The organism is Croceicoccus sp. YJ47, assembly GCF_016745095.1.
In the GTDB taxonomy this organism is placed as follows: domain Bacteria; phylum Pseudomonadota; class Alphaproteobacteria; order Sphingomonadales; family Sphingomonadaceae; genus Croceicoccus.
The window spans coordinates 148,147-167,920 of record NZ_CP067087.1; the positions used below are offsets into that span (position 1 = coordinate 148,147).

Annotated in this window: 21 protein-coding genes and 1 pseudogene; 13 read left to right on the forward strand and 9 right to left on the reverse strand. The window is 62.0% G+C overall.

The features are described from left to right. Positions 1-19: 19 nt before the first annotated feature. The 4 genes from JD971_RS16385 to JD971_RS16395 all read right to left on the reverse strand — a co-directional run bounded on the left by JD971_RS16385 (position 20) and on the right by JD971_RS16395 (position 3,918). Complete coding sequence (locus JD971_RS16385) at positions 20-187, reverse strand: GMC oxidoreductase (RefSeq protein WP_236672416.1); 168 nt, start codon at positions 185-187, stop codon at positions 20-22. A gap of 704 nt (positions 188-891) precedes the next feature. Continuing rightward, a complete protein-coding gene (locus JD971_RS00605; protein WP_236672188.1) occupies positions 892-1,788 on the reverse strand; it encodes a hypothetical protein in 897 nt (298 codons plus the stop codon). A 19-nt stretch (positions 1,789-1,807) separates the two neighbouring features. Further along, entirely contained in the window at positions 1,808-2,800 is a 993-nt protein-coding gene (locus tag JD971_RS16390; protein WP_236672189.1) for an SDR family oxidoreductase, read from the reverse strand. Further along, the gene (locus tag JD971_RS16395; RefSeq protein ID WP_236672190.1) at positions 2,797-3,918 is read right to left on the reverse strand and encodes a class II aldolase/adducin family protein; all 1,122 of its coding nucleotides are present in this window, start codon (positions 3,916-3,918) and stop codon (positions 2,797-2,799) included. The genes JD971_RS16390 and JD971_RS16395 overlap by 4 nt, the downstream gene beginning before the upstream one ends. A gap of 135 nt (positions 3,919-4,053) precedes the next feature. Between JD971_RS16395 and JD971_RS00615 the strand changes: the two genes are divergently transcribed. From JD971_RS00615 to JD971_RS00640, 6 genes are all read left to right on the forward strand, one after another. Continuing rightward, positions 4,054-5,400: an FGGY-family carbohydrate kinase gene (locus JD971_RS00615; RefSeq protein ID WP_202085206.1), complete on the forward strand. Its 1,347-nt coding sequence runs from the start codon at positions 4,054-4,056 to the stop codon at positions 5,398-5,400. Further along, entirely contained in the window at positions 5,397-6,551 is a 1,155-nt protein-coding gene (lldD, locus tag JD971_RS00620) for an FMN-dependent L-lactate dehydrogenase LldD (protein ID WP_202085208.1), read from the forward strand. Before JD971_RS00615 ends, lldD begins: the two co-directional genes overlap by 4 nt. Then, the gene (locus JD971_RS00625; RefSeq protein ID WP_202085210.1) at positions 6,548-7,822 is read left to right on the forward strand and encodes an MFS transporter; all 1,275 of its coding nucleotides are present in this window, start codon (positions 6,548-6,550) and stop codon (positions 7,820-7,822) included. The genes lldD and JD971_RS00625 overlap by 4 nt, the downstream gene beginning before the upstream one ends. Positions 7,823-7,833: 11 nt before the next feature. Continuing rightward, entirely contained in the window at positions 7,834-8,619 is a 786-nt protein-coding gene (locus tag JD971_RS00630) for a DeoR/GlpR family DNA-binding transcription regulator (RefSeq protein ID WP_202085213.1), read from the forward strand. A 1,059-nt stretch (positions 8,620-9,678) separates the two neighbouring features. Next, a complete protein-coding gene (locus tag JD971_RS00635; protein WP_202085215.1) occupies positions 9,679-10,707 on the forward strand; it encodes a ThuA domain-containing protein in 1,029 nt (342 codons plus the stop codon). A gap of 394 nt (positions 10,708-11,101) precedes the next feature. Beyond that, positions 11,102-12,259 carry a GGDEF domain-containing protein gene (locus JD971_RS00640; protein ID WP_202085217.1) on the forward strand — a complete coding sequence of 386 codons (1,158 nt, stop codon included), beginning with the start codon at positions 11,102-11,104 and terminating at the stop codon, positions 12,257-12,259. A 121-nt stretch (positions 12,260-12,380) separates the two neighbouring features. On the opposite strand, the gene JD971_RS16750 is transcribed toward JD971_RS00640, so the two are convergent. Together JD971_RS16750 and JD971_RS00650 are read right to left on the reverse strand one after the other, a co-directional pair. After that, entirely contained in the window at positions 12,381-12,605 is a 225-nt protein-coding gene (locus tag JD971_RS16750; RefSeq protein WP_202085219.1) for a LysR substrate-binding domain-containing protein, read from the reverse strand. Further along, positions 12,602-13,225: a LysR family transcriptional regulator gene (locus JD971_RS00650; RefSeq protein ID WP_202085222.1), complete on the reverse strand. Its 624-nt coding sequence runs from the start codon at positions 13,223-13,225 to the stop codon at positions 12,602-12,604. The genes JD971_RS16750 and JD971_RS00650 overlap by 4 nt, the downstream gene beginning before the upstream one ends. Before the next feature lie 98 nt (positions 13,226-13,323). On the opposite strand from JD971_RS00650, the gene JD971_RS00655 reads away from it, so the two are divergent. From JD971_RS00655 to JD971_RS00665, 3 genes are all read left to right on the forward strand, one after another. After that, a complete protein-coding gene (locus tag JD971_RS00655) occupies positions 13,324-14,304 on the forward strand; it encodes an aldo/keto reductase (RefSeq protein WP_236672191.1) in 981 nt (326 codons plus the stop codon). Further along, positions 14,301-15,107, forward strand: a complete 807-nt coding sequence (locus JD971_RS00660; protein ID WP_202085227.1) for an alpha/beta fold hydrolase — start codon at positions 14,301-14,303, stop codon at positions 15,105-15,107. The genes JD971_RS00655 and JD971_RS00660 overlap by 4 nt, the downstream gene beginning before the upstream one ends. Before the next feature lie 144 nt (positions 15,108-15,251). Further along, positions 15,252-15,452: an alpha/beta fold hydrolase gene (locus JD971_RS00665; protein ID WP_202085230.1), complete on the forward strand. Its 201-nt coding sequence runs from the start codon at positions 15,252-15,254 to the stop codon at positions 15,450-15,452. Between the two features lie 12 nt (positions 15,453-15,464). Here JD971_RS00665 and JD971_RS00670 read toward each other — a convergent pair. The 3 genes and pseudogenes from JD971_RS00670 to JD971_RS00680 form a co-directional block, all read right to left on the reverse strand. Beyond that, positions 15,465-16,241: pseudogene (locus tag JD971_RS00670) on the reverse strand (SDR family NAD(P)-dependent oxidoreductase). A gap of 25 nt (positions 16,242-16,266) precedes the next feature. Next, the gene (locus JD971_RS00675) at positions 16,267-16,893 is read right to left on the reverse strand and encodes a DDE-type integrase/transposase/recombinase (protein ID WP_202085233.1); all 627 of its coding nucleotides are present in this window, start codon (positions 16,891-16,893) and stop codon (positions 16,267-16,269) included. Between the two features lie 11 nt (positions 16,894-16,904). Further along, positions 16,905-17,051, reverse strand: coding sequence for an IS6 family transposase (locus tag JD971_RS00680; RefSeq protein ID WP_202085237.1), 147 nt, complete (start codon positions 17,049-17,051; stop codon positions 16,905-16,907). Positions 17,052-17,330: 279 nt separating this feature from the next. Here JD971_RS00680 and JD971_RS00685 point away from each other — a divergent pair, with 279 nt between their 5' ends. The 4 genes from JD971_RS00685 (at position 17,331) to JD971_RS00700 (ending at position 19,672) form a co-directional block, all read left to right on the forward strand. Then, positions 17,331-17,726, forward strand: a complete 396-nt coding sequence (locus tag JD971_RS00685) for a DUF427 domain-containing protein (protein WP_371809682.1) — start codon at positions 17,331-17,333, stop codon at positions 17,724-17,726. Next, positions 17,723-18,049 carry a hypothetical protein gene (locus JD971_RS00690; RefSeq protein WP_236672192.1) on the forward strand — a complete coding sequence of 109 codons (327 nt, stop codon included), beginning with the start codon at positions 17,723-17,725 and terminating at the stop codon, positions 18,047-18,049. Before JD971_RS00685 ends, JD971_RS00690 begins: the two co-directional genes overlap by 4 nt. Positions 18,050-18,195: 146 nt before the next feature. Beyond that, on the forward strand, positions 18,196-18,795 hold the full coding sequence (locus JD971_RS00695) for an SOS response-associated peptidase (protein ID WP_202085244.1): 600 nt from the start codon (positions 18,196-18,198) through the stop codon (positions 18,793-18,795). A gap of 400 nt (positions 18,796-19,195) precedes the next feature. After that, on the forward strand, positions 19,196-19,672 hold the full coding sequence (locus JD971_RS00700) for an OsmC family protein (protein WP_202085247.1): 477 nt from the start codon (positions 19,196-19,198) through the stop codon (positions 19,670-19,672). The last annotated feature ends 102 nt before the right edge of the window (positions 19,673-19,774 follow it).

The following is a 19,774-nucleotide window of genomic DNA, read 5'->3' on the forward strand; positions in this document are numbered from 1 at the left end:
CGGTCAGAAGTCTCCGGCTTCATCTAAGCAACGGCGAAGTGACAAGCGCGGTGAGCGAAGGGTTCTTACAGGCCGGGGAACTCACCTGCGCGCCGTCGGTGACGAATAGGTTCGGTATGTCGTTCGCCTGACTCCAGGCGTTGAGCACGTTGCTTCGCTGATCTCGGCCTACGCGGGCACTGCCCATCTCGTGGATCGCAATGCCGCCCACGCCGCGCTAATCAAATCCGAACAGCACCCTGCCGCCATCATCTCGGTGGCCTCGCGCCTGGCGTCGGCTAGGGCGGCCGTTTCCTCACAGCCATGGGCAAAGGCAATTTCCAGCTGCCAAATCCCATGCTGGTCGGTCTTTGTGCGTCTCAGCTACAAACGATTGGATGGGCGCAGCATGTTTTCCGCAAGGGCAACCATTACCAAATGCCAAATGCCGCACGTGAATTTGGCCAGAAGACGAACCCTTCTCCTATTGCGCGCGTCATTGCCGGGCATCTGTTTCACACGATACCGGCGCCCAGCCCCACGGCCTTGCGCTCCTGCGCCTTGCGTTGGCGGTACTGGCTGTCGCGATAGGCCTGCAGCCAGTCGATTGCGCCGCCCATTTCCTCGCGAGCCCTGGCGAGGATGGGGCCGACATCGGTTTCGTAGGCCGTACGCAGAATGCGGAAAGCGAGCATCGCGTCGTTCGCCTCCTGCGCCGCTCGAAGAGCATCGCGGTCAACCAGCAACGCACGAACATAACATCCGGCGATCGCCTCTGCCGAGGACATCATGCTTTCGATGGGATCGGTGACATTGTGCGACTGATCGATCATGTAGGCAGGATCGAACCCGGCGCGCGGGTTCAATTCCGCTTCGACAAGCTCGTTGAACACTAGGAAGAGCTGATGCGGGTCAATCGATCCGCTGTCGAGATCGTCGTCGCCATACTTGCTGTCGTTGAAATGGAAGCCGCCGAGCTTTCCCGCGCGGTGAAGACGGGCGACGATCTGTTCGATATTCACGTTCGGGGCGTGGTGGCCAAGATCGACAAGGCACTTGCACTTGTCGCCAAGTTCCTGCGCCGCCATCAGCGAACTGCCCCAGTCCGAAATGACCGAGGAGTAGAAGGCCGGCTACGAACATCTTGTGTTCGAGCATCATCTGCCAGTCGCCGGGCAAGGCAGCGTAGACCTGCGCAGCTGCCTCGAGATAGCGATCAAGCGAGCGACCGAGATCCTGTTGGCCGGGGAAGTTCGTGCCATCGCCCACCCACACGGTCAGACGACGGGAGCCGATCTTCTGCCCGATCTCGATACACTCTATATTGTGTTCGACGGCCTGCTGGCGCGTTGCTTCGACGGTGGAGGCGAGCGAACCCGTGGCGTAGGTCTGCGCCTGCCCCGGCTGATCCTGAAAAGTGTTGGAATTCACCGCGTCGAAGCCGAGGCCGTAGCTTTCTGCCTCTTCGCGCAATCCGGCGTAATCTTCCACGCAATCCCAGGGGAAATGCGGGCTTACACGCGGCGTGGTACGGCCAAGCTGATGGATTACAGCGCAGTCTTCCAGCTTCTCGTGGATGTTGGTCGGTTCGCCTGCGAGCGGGAACTTGGCAAAGCGGGTGCCTCCCCGGCCCGCGCCCCAGCTGGGCACCGCGACTGACCAGCCCTTGGCCCTGTCCTTCACGGAATCGATAGCAATGCCGCGCCGCTCGAGTTTGCGGTCGAGGCTGGCGTAATCGTCTTCCAGAGCGGCCGCGTTGTCCGCATTGCCCTGCGCGATCAGGTCCGGCGAAATAACCGTCTTCTGCATGTCCTCTCCTCCGCTCCTGTTAGCGCGTAAACGCCTGCACGTTGCCCGCATCCACGTTGAGCATGTTGCCGGTCGACTTCGCGCTGGCCTCACTGGCGAGCCAATAAGCGGCTTCGGCAATGTCCTCCGGGAGAACGTCGCGCTTCAGCATCGAGCGGTTGCGATAATGCGCTTCAAGCTCTTCACCTGCGTCCACCTTGTTCGAGGCGGCGCGTTCCTTGCGCCAGTCGCCGTCCCAGATGCGGCTGCCCTTGATGACAGCATCCGGATTGACGACGTTCACTCGGATCCCTTCGGGCGCGCCTTCAAGCGCGAGGCACCGCGCAAGGTGATTGGCGGCGGCCTTGGCGCTGGCATAGGCCGAGGCTCCCGCAGCAGCGGCAATCGCATTCTTCGATCCGATAAAGACGACCGACGTCCCGCCCTGCTCCTTCATCTGCTTCAGCAGGCCCCACGCATGCTTGGCTGTGAGGAAATAGCCTTGCGCCAGGACATCGTAATTGCGATCCCACAGCTCTACGGTGGTCTGCTCGATCGGCGCGCTCGACGCGATGCCGGCATTGGCCACGAGAATGTCCAGCCCGCCGAATTCGCGCGCACATTCGGCAAAGGCTGCTTTCATCTGCGCCTCATCGGTGACGTCGCAGGTGACGCAGCGAACGACATCCTTGCCGAACTGTTTGGCAAATCTTTCGCGAACTTCGGCCACCACCTCGCCGTCGCGGTCTGCGAGCATCACGCAGGCGCCTTCCTTCAGCAGGCGCGCCGCCGTCGCCGCACCGATGCCGCCGGCCCCGCCCGTCACCAGCGCGATCTTGCCGACCATTTCCCTCGGCGCAGGCATGCGCTGCAACTTGGCTTCCTCGAGCAACCAGTATTCGATGTCGAAGGCTTCCTGTTCGTCCAGCGCAATGTAATCGCCGATGGCCTCGGCCCCGCGCATGACGTTGATGGCGTTGAGGTAGAACTCGCCAGCGATACGAGCCGTAGCCTTGTCCTTGGCAAAGGTCATCCGACCAACGCCTGGAACCAGCACGACCACAGGGTTGGCATCGCGCATGGCCGCGAATTGGCGCGCTTGCAGCGGTCGTAATAGGCGGCGTAGAGGTCGCGATAATCCGCCAGCGATTGCGCGAGATAATCGTCGTCATCCAATCGCGCCGGATCGAGCGTAAGCGGAGCGATCTTGGTGCGCAGGAAATGATCGGGACACGATGTTCCAAGAGCCGCCAGTCGGCCGAAATCCTTCGAGCAGACGAATTCGAGCGTCGCTGCGTCATCGGAAAAATGGCCGATCTTCCGGCGGTCACCGGTCATCAGGCCGCGAAGGCGCGGCATGAGATCGGACGCGATGGCCGCGCGATCCGGCACAGGATCGTGGATCGCGCCGCCAAAGGCCGGGTTGCCGGCAAGCCTGGCGTTCAGATATTCTGCCGCTTGGGCAATCAGGCGCCCGGTCTGCTCGTAGCAATCCTTCGCCGTATCGGCCCAGCAGATGATGCCGTGCCCGGCCAGCATCGCACCCTTCGCCTGCGGATTGGCCTTCGCGAAATCGCGGATCATGACGCCAAGGGTAAAGCCCGGACGTTTCCAGGGGAGCCAACCGATTTCGTCCCCCCAGATTTCCCGCGTTGCCGCCTCACCGCCGGACGAGGCCGCCAGGGCGATGATCGCATCGGGATGGACATGATCGATATGCTTATAGGGGAGCAGCGAATGCAGCGGCGTGTCGATACTGGCTGCGCGGCTGTTCAGGTTGAACGTGCAGTGCGGCAGGAAACCGACCATCTTGTCGTCGTCCTGCTCGCCGTCATAATGGTTTTCGAGCGCGAGAAGCTTGTCTTCGTAGAGCGTCGCGAAACCATCGAGCGTCATGGAGCCGATGTCTCCGCCCGAGCCCTTGACCCACAAGACCTCGACCGGCTCGCCGGAGAGCGGATCGGTCCCCATGACCTTGGCCGAAGTATTCCCGCCACCGAAATTGGTCACGGTGAGGTCGCTGCCAAGCAGGTTCGAGCGATATAGCAGAAGCTCGGGCTCACTCATTTCAGCGGCAGCGGCATCGTCCCAGCGGCAGCCAGGAATAGCGAAGGGAATGGCCTCTCCGGCAAGCGTGGTCTGCATGGTCATGCGCCGCAGGCTAGCGTTTTCACTTTTCACAAGCAATCATTTTCGCTATTCAACAATCATCAATGCGCATTTCGACGCAGAAAGGGAGTGGGATTGAGCAGCGGTTACGCCATTGTGCTTGATGTTGGTAAGACGATGAGCAAGCTCACCCTGTGGTCGCGCGAGGGCCGCATTCTCGACCGCATTACCCGTGCGAACGGGCCGGCTGACGGCTTGCTCGACACCGCCGGTACAGCCGATTGGGCAATCGCGACGCTCAAGCGCTGGTCCGGCCACCCCATCGAATATATCGTGCCCGTGTCACACGGTGCCGCAGTCGCGGGCGTCCGCGATGGCGTGCCGGCTTTCGCTTCGCCCGATTACGAGGTGGCATTGCCGCCCGAGGTGCTCTCTGCATATCGCCAGCAGCGGGATCCTTTTGCAGAAACAGGGTCTCCCGCTCTTGCTGCCGGCCTGAACTTCGGCGCGCAACTCCATGCGCTTGAGGAGGCCGCACCGGAGGCCTTCGCGGATACGACCCTGATGCCCTATGCCCAGTACTGGGCTTGGTTGCTGACCGGCATGGCCACGAGCGAAGTCACGAGTCTTGGCTGCCATTCGGACCTCTGGAACCCTGCCAAAGGCGAATTTTCCGCCATGGCTCGGCGCCGTGGCTGGGCCGGAAAATTTGCCCCGCTGTCGAAGGCTGGCGACGTGGTCGGCACACTCAAACCCGGCCTCGCCCGAGAGACCGGTCTGCCCGTCACTACTAAGGTGCTTGCCGGACTGCATGATTCCAACGCGGCGTTGGTCGCCGCGCGCGGATTTCCCGAAATCGCCGGGAACGAAGCGACGGTACTATCCACCGGCACGTGGTTCATTGCCATGCGGCTCCCGGCAGAACCCCAGGACTTCACGGCCCTGCGAGAAGGGCGCGATTGTCTCGTCAATGTCGATGCCGATGGCCAGGCTGTTCCCTCAGCCCGCTTCATGGGCGGGCGCGAGATTGAAACCCTGATCGAGATCGACACCCGCCGCGTCGACATCAAGCCCGACCAGCCGCATCTGCTCGCCGCAGTTCGCGGCGTGGTCCAGAGCCAGGCCATGGTCCTGCCCACGCTCGTGCCCGGCAACGGCCCCTTCCCCGCATGCAAGGGAGGATGGGTCGACAGGCCTGACGACTGGTACGCCCGCCGCGCCGGAGCCTGCATCTACGCCGCGCTGCTAGCCGACGTCTCGCTTGACCTGATCGGATCCAGGGACCGTCTCTTGATCGAAGGGCGGTTTGCCGAAGCCGAGGTTTTCGTCCGCGCCCTCGCATCGCTGCGTCCGGACATGACGATCTACACGGCCAATGCTCACAATGACGTGAGCTTTGGCGCCCTTCGCCTGATCGACCCTTCGCTCCAGCCTGATGGCGAACTGCAGCGCGTCGAACCGTTGTCCGAAGACCTGACCGCATACAAGGCGGCGTGGCATGCGCGCATCGGCACTATCCGATGATCGCGGCTTCCGTTACCGACTATCGCGAACTGTCACGCCGCAAGGTGCCGCATTTCCTGTTCGAATATATCGACGGCGGCTCCTATGGCGAGGTGACGCTACGCAGAAACACGAGCGACCTTGCGCAAATCGCGCTGCGCCAGCGGATCCTGCGCGATGTCTCCCGGATCGACCTGTCGACACAATTGTTCGGGCAGATGCTGTCCATGCCGCTTGCACTCGCGCCCATCGGGCTCGCAGGCCTCAACGCGCGGCGCGGCGAATGCCAGGCCGTACGTGCAGCCGAGAGCGCAGGTGTGCCCTTCACGCTTTCCACGGTTTCTGCCTGCTCGATGGAGGAAGTGGCGGCCGCTGCATCCAGGCCGATCTGGTTTCAGCTCTACATGCTGCGAGACCGGGGCTTCATGCGCGAGATGATCCAGCGCGCGAAGGCCGTCGATTGCCCGGTGATGATGTTCACCGTCGACCTGCCGCTCCCCGGCAGCCGCTATCGCGATGTTCGCTCCGGACTGTCGGGCGCAGACAATCTGAAGGGCGCGATGCGCCGCACATGGCAAGTGCTCAAGCGGCCGCGCTGGGCGTGGGACGTGGGCGTCATGGGGCGCCCGCTGTCGCTGGGCAACGTGGCGGGGGTCATGGGCGCCGATGCCCCCATATCGGATTTTCTCGCCTGGCTCGGCAGCAATTTCGATCCCTCGGTTACGTGGCAGACGCTCGACTTCATCCGCTCGGAATGGGACCGCCCGCTGGTGATCAAGGGCATCCTCGACCCCGATGATGCACGCGAAGCGGTAAAGCTGGGCGCAGATGGGATTGTCGTCTCGAACCATGGAGGCAGGCAGCTCGACGGCGCCCTTTCGGTTGCCCGTGCCCTCCCCCCGATTGCCGATGCCGTGAGGGGCGACATGACCGTACTCGCTGATGGCGGGGTGCGCTCCGGCCTCGATGTGGTGCGAATGCTGGCGCTGGGCGCTAATGGCGTGCTGATCGGGCGCCCCTGGGTCTACGCGCTCGGCGGACGCGGCGAGGCAGGCGTGCGCCACGTGCTTCACCTTATCGAAGCCGAGATGCGTGTTGCCATGGCGCTCACCGGCACAACCTCAATCGATCAAATCGACAGAACAGTTCTCGCACGGGGAGGGGATTCATGAGCCAGGTAGAGATCGTCGACGATCCGCATATCGAAAAGGATAACTGGAAGGGCACGATCCTTGCCGGCCTTGCCAACTACATCGACAGTGGTTCGATCGTTTCGGGCGCCGCTGCGCTGGCATTGTGGCAGAGTATGTATGGGCTTTCGGATAAGCTGCTTGGCCTGATAGCCGCCTTCGGACCCAATGCTATCGGCGCGGGCGTGGGTGCCATGATCGGCGGCTGGCTTTGCGACAGGCTGGGCCGCAAGCGCATCTATCAGTACGATATGCTGGTCTATGCCCTGGGTATGAGCATCCTCGTCTTTGCGGTGGCACCGTGGATGATCGTGCTGGGCTTCATCATCGTCGGCCTTGCTGTGGGTGCGGATATACCGGCCAGCTGGTCGTTGATTGCCGAGGAAGCGCCCGACACGCGGCGCGGCAAGCATTCGGGGGTCGCGCAGATATTGTGGAACCTCGGCCCTGTCGTCGTGCTGCTGATGAGCCTTTTCTTTACCGATTTCTTGGGGCTTGGCGAGCTTGGCGCGCGCCTTGTCTTCGCACATCTGGTCCTCGTCGCCCTCGGTCTTACGTTCCTGCGCCGCAAGATGCGCGAAAGCCGCCGGTGGGAGGAAACGCAGCACGCGAGCTACTCCCCTCCCCCCGTCTCCGCCCTTTTCAAGGGACGCTATCTCGTCTCCATCGCAGGCCTGGTCGGGATCTACGGGTTCTGGAACCTGTGGGCGGGCACCAACGGGTTGTTCTTCCCCTACCTTATGGAAACCCTCGGCGTTGCCACCCATTCCCAGAGTATCGCGCTTCAATGCCTCAATTTCTTCCTCGGCATGGTCGCCAACTATTTCATCTTCATGAAGTTCGTCGACAAGGTGAGCCACAGGACGATGTTCATGGTATCCGCCCTTATGCAGGTGGTGGGAATGAGCCTGCTGGCGATTTTTCCGCTCACCGTTCCGGTGGTGATCCTGCATGTGTTCCTGCTGGGCTTTTTCCAGGGCTTTGGTGCGCAGAGTTTCTTCCAGTTGTGGAGCGCCGAAATGTTCCCCACTGCGCTGCGCAGCACCGCTCAGGGACTATGCTTTGCCGTGGTGCGCATTACGCTGGGTGTTTTCAGCTTCTTCGTGCCGATGCTTGCGTCTGCCGATTTCACGGTGCTCGCCTGGATCCTGACCGGGTTCCTCGCGATAAGCGCGTTTGTCGGATGGTTGTGGGCGCCGAACAATGCGGGCAAATCGTTGGAAGACATTCAGTATGAACAACAGGCAGGATAGGGATAATCACCATGCACGCGACCGAGCGGGAGGAGGCGATACTGGCGGCGCTTGGCCGGAGCGGCTTCGTTTCCTACCGCGACCTTGAAGCGAACCTGGATGCGTCCCCTGCAACCATTCGGCGTGACCTCAGCCGGATGGAGGAGCAAGGCCTGCTCTCGCGCGTCCATGGTGGCGCGCGGGCGACAAGAAGCGAAGGCGATAGCGAAGTCCCGACGCTGAGCCTGCGCGGGACGCCGTTCGAGAAATCAATTGCGCAGAACCTCGCTGCGAAGCGCGCCATAGGAAAGGCGGCTGCGGCCCTGTGCGAAGCGGGCGAAGGCGTTATCATTGATGGCGGATCGACGACCTACCACATGTGTCCGCATCTTTCCGGGCTTGGCCTTCAGGTCCTGACCAATTCGCTTCACATCGTGAACGCCTTGCTTCCGCAGGAAGGTACGACGTTGCTGGTCCCATCCGGAACTATCTTCCGCGAACAGAATATCATTCTCGCTCCGGGCGGAGAGGACTCCATGCCCCGCTTTCACGCGAGCAAGCTGTTCATGGGTGCCGCCTCGATCGGTCCGCAAGGCATCGCGCAAACCGATACCGTGCTGGTCGCATCGCAGCGCCGATTCATAAAGCGGGCAGAGAAGATCGTCGTGCTTGTCGACAGCCACAAATTCGAAGCGTCTTCGGGAGCAATCGTGTGTGGACTCGATGAAATTGATACGGTGGTCTCCGATGCAAACATCAAGGGCGAGATCTGCGCCATGCTCGAAGACAAGAACATCGAACTGATTGTCGCAGGATAGGCTTGGGAGAGCATCCGGACACCCGCAAAAACCCCTCCCGTCGACGTGCGGATTATGATTCATTGCGTGCATTGGACGAAGAGTTTCGATGCAGCCAAAAGCCCGTTTGCACGGGCGGAACACCTTGCGCGGTTGAGCACGGATGGGGAACCGATCGAGGATCTGCTGCCACGGCGGAGTTCGCGCGCTTCTGGCCGCTTTTGACCCCGGCGGCTTGGCTATAGCGACCGAGCCGAGAGCGGTCGGCTACCGGTTGATCCGGTTACGATGTGCAGGGTGCTGGTGTTCCAGGCTCAGCATACTCTATCGGATGCGCGCTGAACCCTGAAGCCCCAAAGGCGAGGGATGCCAGAACGCATGCCGCGCGCCAATGCTGCAAAGTCAGCCTTGCGCGCCCGGGTTGAGCATGTCTCCGCCCACCAGAAGAACCACTATGGGCTCTTCATCTGCACCATCGGCATTGCCAGGGCGCAAGCCAAACTCACGCTAGCCAACCTCATAGACAACTTCGACCGCTTGATCTTCCACGAACCGCGTGTCTCCACGGTGATAGGCGCGCCTGAGATCCGAGGAGCCACCTCAAAAGCCGAGAAACATCTTCGCAGAACAGCCCATCGGCGCCTACCAATGCCACCTCTCACGCCGCCTCGGCGGTCCGGCCAATCATGCCGCCAAACGCGTGTTGCGGGCGTCCACCTCGGATCAACCGCGCTATCGCTACCCGTTACGACCAACTCGCAACAGCTTCCTCGAAATGGTCCATCTTGCCACCGCCAGGTACTGGCTCAAGTTGTCCACGCCCCCTCGGGAGACCGCTCCGCCATCCGCTGTGAAAGAATGGAATGAAAATACTTGTTCCACTACGGACTGACTGATAGCCTTTCGGCAGAAAGACTTCGAGCCAAGCGCCCACTTGCCGCGATACCTTGCCGAATATTTCCGAGGTATCGCGGATACTGCGGCTATCCGCCGATCGCCGGCATGCGTTGGTTTGTCGTCTTTTTGAACGAACCACGGTTCCAATAAAAAATCGTTTTTGGGTGTTTTGGAGAGGCTGATATGCATTTTCGACTTATGCTTGGGATAACTGCACTTGCGTGTTCTCTGCCGTTCTATGGAGAAGCGGATGCGCAGCCTGCACCCGATCAGGGTTCCTCTGTCGAAGCTATGGCGTCAATTCAGGAAGAACCCGCGCCGACCAAGGCACGCAAGCTCAACATTCTGATTGCCGCGGGCCGGGTTAGCCAAGAACACGACAACGAAAATCGCACTTTCCGTTTTCACAGCAATCTCCTGACAACGGTCCTGGAGGACACCGGACGTTTCCGGGTAAGAGTTATCGAGGATTTCGATGCTATCGGAACCGAAATGCTCGAAGGATACGATGCGGTTATTATCTCCCGGGAAGGGCGCGATAACTATGTGGAGCCTGCCGAAGGCGTAGGTCCGCGGGTGGATCAGGCGCTTATCCAGTTCGTGAAAGACAAGGGCAAAGGTATCGTCTGGTTTCACAGTTCCTCGGTTCAGGAAGAGGACTGGGGTTGGCCGGATGAATACAACAAGATCCGTGGCGGTAGCGTGAGTGCTGATGATGGTTTGCGCAGGGCGCCGACACTTGATTTCATCGGACAGGTCGACACAACGGCCCATCCGATCACCGAGGGCCTCCTGCCGGAGATATTCTTCACCGGTGACGACTTCCTGGTGGGCGCGCGCGTGTTCCCGGGGGCGAAGGTGCTCATGACCGTGAACGATGACATCGAATGGTATCGGCGCGCAGACTGGCCGAACAAGGCGACTGTTCCTGTCCCGCAGGGCGACATTACGCAGCTCCCCAACATTGGCAAACCGCAGCCCGTTGCCTGGATCAACGAGTATGGTCGCGGTCGTGCATTTACGATCATGCCCGGCCATGACGTCGACACGTTTCGGCGGTTGGACTATCTGGTCCTTCTGGCACGTGGCGTGGAATGGGCGGCATCGGGCGATGTCACATTGCCAAGGCCAGATATTCTGGGGCCTAACCGTTTCACGCCCTGGCCATTTTTCAACGGCCCTGATGATCACGAAAGCCGTTGGGGAGATTGATCCCGTCGACGGCGAGGTGCGGGGATGGCAGATGTGGCGGCACGGCCAGGAGGACCGGGTCTCTTGGCGCGGGGCATCCGCTTCCCCTCCCCGCACCGAGATTTTTGCCAGAGCTACCATCCTTCTGACAGTGCTGTGCCGCTTGGCCGGGCAAACGAGAACGCGGAAGCCACAGTAAGGCGTCCCCACTACGGCAAATCCCGGCCCGGTTGCGGTTATGACAGGCAGCTTTCGGTCTCGATCCAACGAAAGCTGTCGTCACAGCTTCTCCGGTCATGAAGTAATCCAGAAGCATCCTCACCGCAGCCGGATCCGCTCGCGATTTGATTGACAGTAACATTGCCTTTAAGCTTTTCGGCTAGACGACAATCCTAGTCGAATTTTGGGGGCATTCATGCAAATTCTGGTGGACCTCCACCTCGTCGTGTTCGGTCTACTCAGCGCGCTTGCCGCCATCTGCCTCGCTATTCACATCGCCTTGAAAGCTGGCTCGGCGTTGGCCTGGCTTGCTGCGACGCTTGCTTGCGTCGGCTTGGAAACGCTCGTCTTCCGCTATGCGGCTCACTCCGACCTTGGGGTCGCCGCCATGAGCTTGCTGGTTCCCTTGGCCTATCTTTTTGGGGGCAATGCCATCCGGCAAAGCCTCAAGCTCGAAATCGCGAACGGCAGGCAGCTCAGGATATTTGCTTACCTCATAGGGCTGTCTCTGGTGATGATCCCAGCGGGCGCGCCCATTTTCTATCAATGCATTCCTTTCCAGTCTGCTAGCGTTTACATTTTTTACGAGGCAATCCGGATCCAGATGCGCCAGCGCGACCGAAACCTAATCGATAACGCCTTGTTGCTTCTCTGTATCTGTTCGATGATCGGCGTTGCGATCCGCGCTCCAATGTTTCCCCTTCTGCTCGGCGAACCGACCCCGATACAGGTGATGAACGTCGACATCTTCGAAAGCATTTTCATCGATGCGCTCAGCCTGCTGACCGCGGGTCTGGCCATTCTGCTGGTCGCGAAAATCGTCGCAAACGTCATCGCGCTACACAAGCATCAGGCAGAGCACGACGATCTGACCGGCCTCTTCAATCGCCGAATGTTCGATGAGGTCGCTAAACAGGTCGAGGGCCGGACGGGCTCGGTCATCATGTGCGACATCGACCGTTTCAAGGGCGTCAACGATGCCTATGGTCACCAGGTCGGAGATGATGTCATCCGAACCGTTGCATCGATATTCACGCTTTACGGCGACTATGCGGGCCGTTTGGGAGGGGAGGAATTTGCCCTTCTTCTCGTCGATACGCCACAGGAGGAAGCCGCTCTGATCGCCGAAGCAATCCGATTGGAGTTCCACCAATTCCGTCACCCTGCGACTGGCGAACAAGCAGCATTCAGCGCGAGTTTCGGCGTCGCGAGTTTCGGGGCCGGAAAAGATATGACGACTGCCTTCGAACAGGCGGACAAGGCACTTTATTGCGCCAAGAAGAAAGGGCGCAACCAGGTATGTAGAGACGAGACAAATCCATCAGCCCAAGCAGCTCTGGAAAAGGCCGCCTGAGGGCAATCCGACGGCTTTTGGGCCGGGAGCCGACTGTCCGGTTTTGATAGGAAACATTGAGCAAGCTTGCGTCTTTACGACCAGCGAACAGGAGTTTGCTGTCGAAATAGGTCCGCGGTTCTCAGCAACCCTTCCCAAAGACGTTGATCAGGAAATCGGAGACGGCGCGCACGGCGGGTGCATTGTGGAGGTCCGCGTGAATGACCAACCAGACCGGCCTTTTTTCGGGCTGCTCCGGCGCCACGCGCATGATGTCCGGGCAGGCATCGCCCATGATGCAGGGCAGCAAAGCGACCCCCAGTCCGGCGCGCGCGGCGGCGAATTGCGAGGGGAAATCGCTCGTCAAAGGTCGAGCGGCCGGTCGCCCGCATATTCCTCCAGCCACCGCTGCTGAGCGACATGCGCGAGCGTTTCGTCGAAGGCGATGAAGCGCCATTCCGCAGGCGGCTGCTTCGCGATCGGCGCGGTTGCATAGAGGGCGAAATCGACCTGCCCGATCCGCCGCACGATGTTCTGCTGCCCCTGGGGTTCGACCATTCGCACGGCCAGGTCCGCCTGCCCACGATCGAGCGAGGCAATATGCGAGTTGCCCGAGAGCACGATCCGCAGGTCGGGATGGGCCGAGCGCATCGCGCCCATTGCCGGAATGATCACCTCGCTCACGAGAATGGGCGGCGCGGAGAGGCGCACCGTCCCGGTCAGCGTGCCGTGCGCGGCGTAGCCTGCCCGCGCGACCTTCAGCGCGCTGTGTTCCATCTCCTGCGCGATGGCCGCGACTTCCCGCCCTTTTTCGGTCAGCGGCGTCGAGCGCGCGAGACGGCGGATCAGCTGCTGCCCCAGATCGTCCTCCAGCGCGGCAATGCGGCGCGAGACGGTCGCGTGGTTCACGCCGAGCCGCCGCGCGGTGGCCGCCAGCGATCCCTCGCGCTCCAGCGCCGCGAGAATGCGGAGATCATCCCAGTCCATCTGATCGTTCTTGCACGGGAGGCGTGCAAAAGCATGCAATTTCGCAGCGCTGCGAAAAGCCTAGAATGGCGCCCAGACCCAAACAGGAGCCTTTCATCATGATCCCCCCGCTTCCCCTCGGCACCGACGGTCCGCAACTCCCCCAGCTTGGCCTGGGCTGCATGGGCATGTCCGAATTCTACGGCAAGACCGACGACGCGCAGTCGCTGGCGGTGCTCGACCGCGCCTACGCGCTGGGCGTTCGCATGTTCGATACCGCCGATGTGTACGGCAATGGCCATAATGAAGAGCTGCTCGCGCGCTTCCTGAGGCAGGGGCGCGCAGAGGCCTTCGTCGCGACCAAGTTCGGCATCCGCAAGCAGCCGGGCGAATATGCGCGGACGATCGACAACAGCCCGGACTATATTCGGCAGGCCTGCGATGCGTCGCTGACGCGGCTCGGCATCGACCGGATCGACCTTTATTACGTCCACCGCGCCGAGGCCGGTCGCGCCATCGAGGAGACGATGGGTGTGCTCGCCGATCTGGTCACCGCGGGCAAGATCGCACGCATCGGACTGAGCGAGGTTTCCGCCGACACCCTGCGGCGCGCCCACGCGGTCCATCCGGTCGCCGCGGTGCAAAGCGAATATTCGCTGACCACCCGCGACAGGGAGGCCGACGTCCTGCCCACCTGCCGCGAGCTGGGTGTGGCCTTCGTCGCCTATAGTCCGCTCGGCCGCGGCCTGCTTTCCGGCGCGATCGACCGCGAAACTCTCGCCGAAGACGATTTCCGCCGGCAGGCGCCGCGCTTCGGCGAGGACGCGCTGGCGGCGAACAGGGCCCGCCTCGCAACCCTTTCGGCCATTGCCGACCGGCGCGAGACAACCCCGGCGCAGGTCGCGCTGGCATGGGTGCTGGCCAAGGGGGCGTTCGCGATTCCCGGCACCAAGCGTCTGGCCTATCTCGAACAGAACATCGCCGCAGCCAGCCTGACCCTGTCCGCCGACGAGATCGACCGGCTCGATAACGCCTATGCCCCCGGCACCTTCGTGGGCGAGCGCTACACCGCCGAAGGGATGAAGGGTGTGAACGCATGAGCCCGTTCGCCGCCACCGACCAGTCGGTCCGGATCGGCGCGCTGGCGATGCGCCGGGTCACGGGCGGCGCGATGGAGGAAATCCTGTCCGCCACCGCCGCCCGCTCCCGGCGACTGGCGGACAATCTGGTCACCCATGCGCTCGGGTCGGTCATCGCAGATGCCGCGCTGGGTGTTGGTGAACGGGAGCTGGAGACGATCGCCATGCTCGGCGCGCTGGGTGGGTGCGAAGCGCAGCTGCGCACGCATATCGGCTTCGCCCTCGATTGCGGCCTGTCGCCCGGCGAAGTCATGGCCAGCGCAGAGCACGTTTCGGTCTATGCCGGCTATCCGCGCGCGCTGACGATGGCGCGCATCGTCGAAGAGGTCGCCGCCGAACGCGGGGAAACCCTGCTCACCGCGCGCCCCTTGGCGCTGCGTGACCACACGACCGCACTGTTCGACAGCGGCGGCGAGAAACCGCCGATGGTGCTGCTCCATGCATTGGGGCTGGACTGGCGCATGTGGTCTGACGTCATTCCCCATCTCACCGCGCGCCACCGCGTCATCGCCATCGACCTCAGGGGCTTCGGCGCAGCGGCAGGCGCGCCGCATGTCGCCGATCTGGCGCATTACGCGGCGGATGTCGCGGACCTGCTCGAACGGCTCGGCATCGCGCGGGCGCATGTCACCGGCCTGTCGCTGGGCGGTTCGATCGCGCTCGAACTGGGCCTGCAACGGCCGGATCTGGTCCGCGGCCTGACTGTGATCGCGGCGACGGCATGGTCGTTCCCCGCCTTCGAGGAGCGCGCACAGGCGGCCTAGAACGAGGGGCTGGAAGCGCAGATCATCCCGAGCCTGACGCGCTGGTTTCGGACAGCCGATCTCACGCGCAACGACTGGCCGGTCCGCTACGCGCGAAACTGCGTGCGCGCGTCATCGGTCGCGGAATGGGCCGCGGCATGGCGTGTGTTGGCGACGCTTGCGCTGGAAGAGAGGCTCGACCGGCTGGATCCGCCCGTGTCGATCATCGCGGGCGAGGTCGACCGCTCGACCCCGCCCGAGTTGATGCGACGGCTCGCCGACGACGTCACCGTCATTCCCGATGCGCCGCACATGATCGCGTTGACGCATCCCCAGCAACTGGCGCAGGCCATCCTCGCCGGCTGAGCGCGTGCGGCGTTAGAGGCTGTCCACCACGCCGCCATCGACGCGCAGGGACGCGCCGGTCGTGGCGCTGGACAGCGGCGATGCGACATAGGCGATCATGCTGGCCACCTCCTCCACGCTCGCCGCCCGCTGGATGATAGAGGTCGGGCGGTTCTCCATCACGAAGTCGGCGGCGACCTCTTTCAAAGGCTTGTCGCTTTGCGCGGCCTGGTCGGCGAGCATGTCTTCCAGACCTTCGGACAGCGTCGGGCCGGGCAGGACCGAGTTGACCGTCACCCCGGTCCCTGCCAGCCGCTTCGCGAGGCCGCGCGCAAAGGCGACGTCGGCGGTCTTGCTCACGCCATAATGGATCATGTCGGCCGGGATGTTGAACGCGCTTTCGGAGCCCAGCATCACGATCCGGCCCCAGCCCTTGTCGACCATCGCCGGGGCATAGGCGCGCGACAGCCGCACCGCGCTCATCACGTTGATCTGCCAGTGGCGATCCCATGTCTCGTCGTCGGTATCGAAGAAATCGGCCTACTCGAAAATCCCGGCATTGTTGATGAGGATGTCGACCGGTCCGGTGGCGGCGTGGATCGCCTTGCACCCCTCCGCCGTGCCGACATCGCCGGCCACGGGCTGCGCGCCCGCCGCTATTCGCCCGGCAGCCTCGGCGGTGCGGCCTTCATCGCGCCCGTTGACGAACACGCGCGCGCCGCAATCGGCGAGCGCTCTGGCGGCTGCGAAGCCGATCCCGGCGGTGGAACCGGTGACGAGGGCCGAACGGCCGGATAGGTCGAGTTTCAATATCTGTCTCCTGAGTGGATGAGTGTCACCAACGCATCGGCAATCGCATGGTTGCCCCGCGCGCCCGGAAGCCGGTCGCCGCTGTCGGAAGCGGATGGGCGAGCAGGCGATCGAGATCGAACAGGGTGGCCAATCCGTGATGGGCGTGGAGCCAGTCGTTGAACGCCGGGCGCGGCGCGTCCTTTTCGGGCGTCCAGTAATCGCCATCCATCGGCGTGCCGGGCAGCGCATCGCCAAAAAGGGGGCAATCGTGGAGAGGATCATGCGGGCGGCGCCAAGCTCCGGCAGTGCGATCAGGCAGCGCACCCCATCCTGCAATGCGTCGAGCCTCACCAGCGGCTCGTCGGACCGCAAGGGCGTGCCGGGCCAAGCGATGTCCTTGGGCCCGATCAGGACTACCACAGTATCCGCCCTCGGTCATCGCAGCCTTGTAGGAGTGCTGACCATCCGTCGTCATAACGTGTGGAGAGCCGTGGCGCTTCAGTGCATTCCTCATGAAATGCAGAGCGGCGGCTTTGTCCCTGGTCTTGGTAACATAGCTTTCAATAACTTCACCCTCGCGATCGACGGCACGCCAGACGTACGTCATCTCGCCATTTATGCGGACGTACATCTCGTCGAAGTGCCAGTGCCGATGACGAAAACCCCGCATTCGGCGATCCGCTAGCGGCGAATGTCCGCTGCGAACATCGGACCAAACCTGTTCCACCAGAGCCGCACCGTCTCGTGGCAGATATCAATGCCACGTTCCGACAGAAGATCTTCGACGACCCGCAAAGACAGCGGGAAACGAACGTCCAGCATCGCCACCCGCCGGATCACCTCCGGCGAAGAATGAACATACCGGAAAGGGTTTGCCGGTTTCCTGGCTCAGGGCATTCCCTTCCCCTACCCTGCACCGACCATGATTCTGACAGCCCCTGTCTATAAAACGGTCTATGCTGAAACCGCGGTGACACCATTTCGGCGTGAAAGCGTTGATGCCCTATGAAGCCTGTAACACCCGATCCCGTCGGCCCAGGTCAGGAGAGCGTCTGGAGCTATCCCCGCCCTGCCATCGCCGAACCCGCCGCCGCCCATATTCAGATCGTGCTCGGCGGCCAGATCATCGCCGATACCAGACGCGCAATTCGCACACTCGAAACAAGCCACCCGCCCACGTACTATCTCCCGCCCGATAGCATCGAACTCGGCGTGCTCGAAGAAATCGGCGGCACGAGCTTCTGCGAATGGAAAGGCATCGCCCGATATTTCGATGTCATCGCGGGCGCAGAGCGGCGCGAGAGCGCGGCCTGGTCTTACCCTGACCCGACGGCATCGTTCGAGATCCTGCGCGACCATGTGGCTTTCTATCCCGGAGCGATGGATGCCTGTTATGTCGATGGTGAACGGGCAACCCCGCAACCGGGCGATTTCTATGGAGGCTGGATCACCTCATCCGTGGCCGGCCCGTTCAAGGGCGTTCCGGGCAGTCGCTTTTGGTGAAAGCCGATCCCCTCGTCACGCCGGACGGACGCTATATCGTCGTGCGGGGGCGGTTATGGCGACGGTCCGATCCGCGGCTGTCGGACGCGCGGCGGCAGGAACTCGTCGACCGACTGATGGATGCCCGCCGTGCCGTGGGACAAGCATTGCGTTGCGATAGTGAGAACGTGTCCGATGCGCGTGCTCAGGTCGATGCGGCCAAGACCGCGCTGGGTGAGCGGGGGCCAGTCTGGTGGTCCGACGGCGCGCCCGATCTGACGCGCCGCATGGCACGCAACACGATATACGCGGACTGGTATGCGCAAAGTGCGGAGCAGGCATAAGCGACAGGCATCGTTTGCCGGTCGGTTCGTTCGACAGGGTCGCCGATGTAGGCCACCTTGCACTGAGCGCGCATGACCGCTGCATTGATCGACTTCGTACACGCCTTCGATTTGACAGGTGACGGCGGTCAGGCCAGCGTGGGCTGATGTGCAATCTGTATCGCATGACCAGCGCCGTTACAGAGGTGGCCGAAATGTTCGGCGTCGCAGCTCCGCATGGAAGCAATGTCAGCGGCGAGATCTACCCCGGCACAGCGGGCCTGGTTTACGACGGTGATAGCCTGCGTTCCATGGTATGGGGCTTTCCTTTGACCCTTAAAGGCAAGCAGGGACAGCCCTTGAAACCAAAGCCTGTAAATAACACGCGCACCGACAAGCTTGGCAGCGGGTTCTGGAAGGCGAGCTTTGTCAATCGCCGTTGCCTGATACCGCTCAATGCCTTTGCCGAAGCGGAAGGCGCCGAGGGTAGCAAGACGCGCACCTGGTTCAGCCTTCCCGACCAACCGATTTTTACAGCCGCCGGCATATGGCGGGATAGCGCGGAATGGGGCCGGGTCTATTCGATGGTGATGACCGATGCCTGCATCGCGCTAGAGGACATCCACGATCGTTCGCCAGTGCTGATTTCGCCAAGCGACAGGACGCGCTGGCTTGCAGGTGACCCCAAAGAGGCGAAGGCGCTATGTGCGCCTTACAGGGGCGAAATGACCATTGACCGAACCCAAGCGCCCTGGACGCGCCAATGACATAGTGTTCCGCTCCTATGAGCCAAAGTGGAGCTGGTTGGCGAGGATGGGCTGTTGATTTTTACGCCCTGTCCAAACAGTGTCGTTGTTCCATCCGAATGACCGCAACGACCCATGGCGATAGAAAAGCCGCCATTCCGGACACGACCCCATCTCCGTCGATCGAGAGGTTATTACGGCGGCCTGGAACCGGCCATCCGGTAAACGCGATCTTTCCCGTTTCAGAATTTTCAACTAGCCATCTCGGGAAAGGCGTTCGGGAACAGATTCCGGGAAAAGGATGGACCGGACGATTGGCGGCGCGATAGCGCAGGCGAACGTACCGCAAAAGTTCCCATTCGCGAAGACCGTGCTATTGCCCCGGCGGGGGCACTTCCGTTCGACAAGGGGGTGAAGCGAGTTGGCTAAGGAACACGAGTACACCTGCCGCATCGATTGGACCGGCAATCGTGGAGACGGCACACGGGCCTATCGCGGCTACGATCGCACCTGGGACTTGGTGACGCCCGGCAAGCCAACTATCAATTGCTCAAACGATCCGCTTCTGGGTGGCGATCCGACTCTGCCAAATCCGGAAGATCTTCTTCTGGCCTCGTTGTCGAGCTGTCATATGCTCTGGTATCTCCACCTCGCCAGCACGTCCAAGATCGTGGTCCATCGCTACACCGATGATCCGCTTGGCGTCGGTGAGATCCACGCGGATGGATCCGGCCAATTCCTCCGGGCCACCTTGCGGCCGACGATCGTCGTTGCCGATGGCACTGACATTTCACAAGCAAAGACGATCCACCACGAGGTTCACCGCTACTGCTTCATTGCCCGCTCAGTAAACTTTCCGATTACATACGCGCCGACGTTCGAGATCGCCGTGGGCTGACGCCCCCTTTCCCGAAATTCGATCATTTTTAGCAAAGGTGGTCCCGCAGAAGATGGCCGCTTTTCCCCTTATCCCGAGCCAGAAGTCGACAGTCGGCAAACC

Coding starts and splice junctions, on each gene's coding strand:
- JD971_RS16385 (WP_236672416.1), bottom strand. CDS start 187: ATGGGCAGTGCCCGCGTAGGCCGAGATCAGCGAAGCAACGTGCTCAAC.
- JD971_RS00605 (WP_236672188.1), bottom strand. CDS start 1,788: ATGCAGAAGACGGTTATTTCGCCGGACCTGATCGCGCAGGGCAATGCG.
- JD971_RS16390 (WP_236672189.1), bottom strand. CDS start 2,800: ATGACCTTTGCCAAGGACAAGGCTACGGCTCGTATCGCTGGCGAGTTC.
- JD971_RS16395 (WP_236672190.1), bottom strand. CDS start 3,918: ATGACCATGCAGACCACGCTTGCCGGAGAGGCCATTCCCTTCGCTATT.
- JD971_RS00615 (WP_202085206.1), top strand. CDS start 4,054: ATGAGCAAGCTCACCCTGTGGTCGCGCGAGGGCCGCATTCTCGACCGC.
- lldD (WP_202085208.1), top strand. CDS start 5,397: ATGATCGCGGCTTCCGTTACCGACTATCGCGAACTGTCACGCCGCAAG.
- JD971_RS00625 (WP_202085210.1), top strand. CDS start 6,548: ATGAGCCAGGTAGAGATCGTCGACGATCCGCATATCGAAAAGGATAAC.
- JD971_RS00630 (WP_202085213.1), top strand. CDS start 7,834: ATGCACGCGACCGAGCGGGAGGAGGCGATACTGGCGGCGCTTGGCCGG.
- JD971_RS00635 (WP_202085215.1), top strand. CDS start 9,679: ATGCATTTTCGACTTATGCTTGGGATAACTGCACTTGCGTGTTCTCTG.
- JD971_RS00640 (WP_202085217.1), top strand. CDS start 11,102: ATGCAAATTCTGGTGGACCTCCACCTCGTCGTGTTCGGTCTACTCAGC.
- JD971_RS00650 (WP_202085222.1), bottom strand. CDS start 13,225: ATGGACTGGGATGATCTCCGCATTCTCGCGGCGCTGGAGCGCGAGGGA.
- JD971_RS00655 (WP_236672191.1), top strand. CDS start 13,324: ATGATCCCCCCGCTTCCCCTCGGCACCGACGGTCCGCAACTCCCCCAG.
- JD971_RS00660 (WP_202085227.1), top strand. CDS start 14,301: ATGAGCCCGTTCGCCGCCACCGACCAGTCGGTCCGGATCGGCGCGCTG.
- JD971_RS00675 (WP_202085233.1), bottom strand. CDS start 16,893: ATGCGGGGTTTTCGTCATCGGCACTGGCACTTCGACGAGATGTACGTC.
- JD971_RS00695 (WP_202085244.1), top strand. CDS start 18,196: ATGTGCAATCTGTATCGCATGACCAGCGCCGTTACAGAGGTGGCCGAA.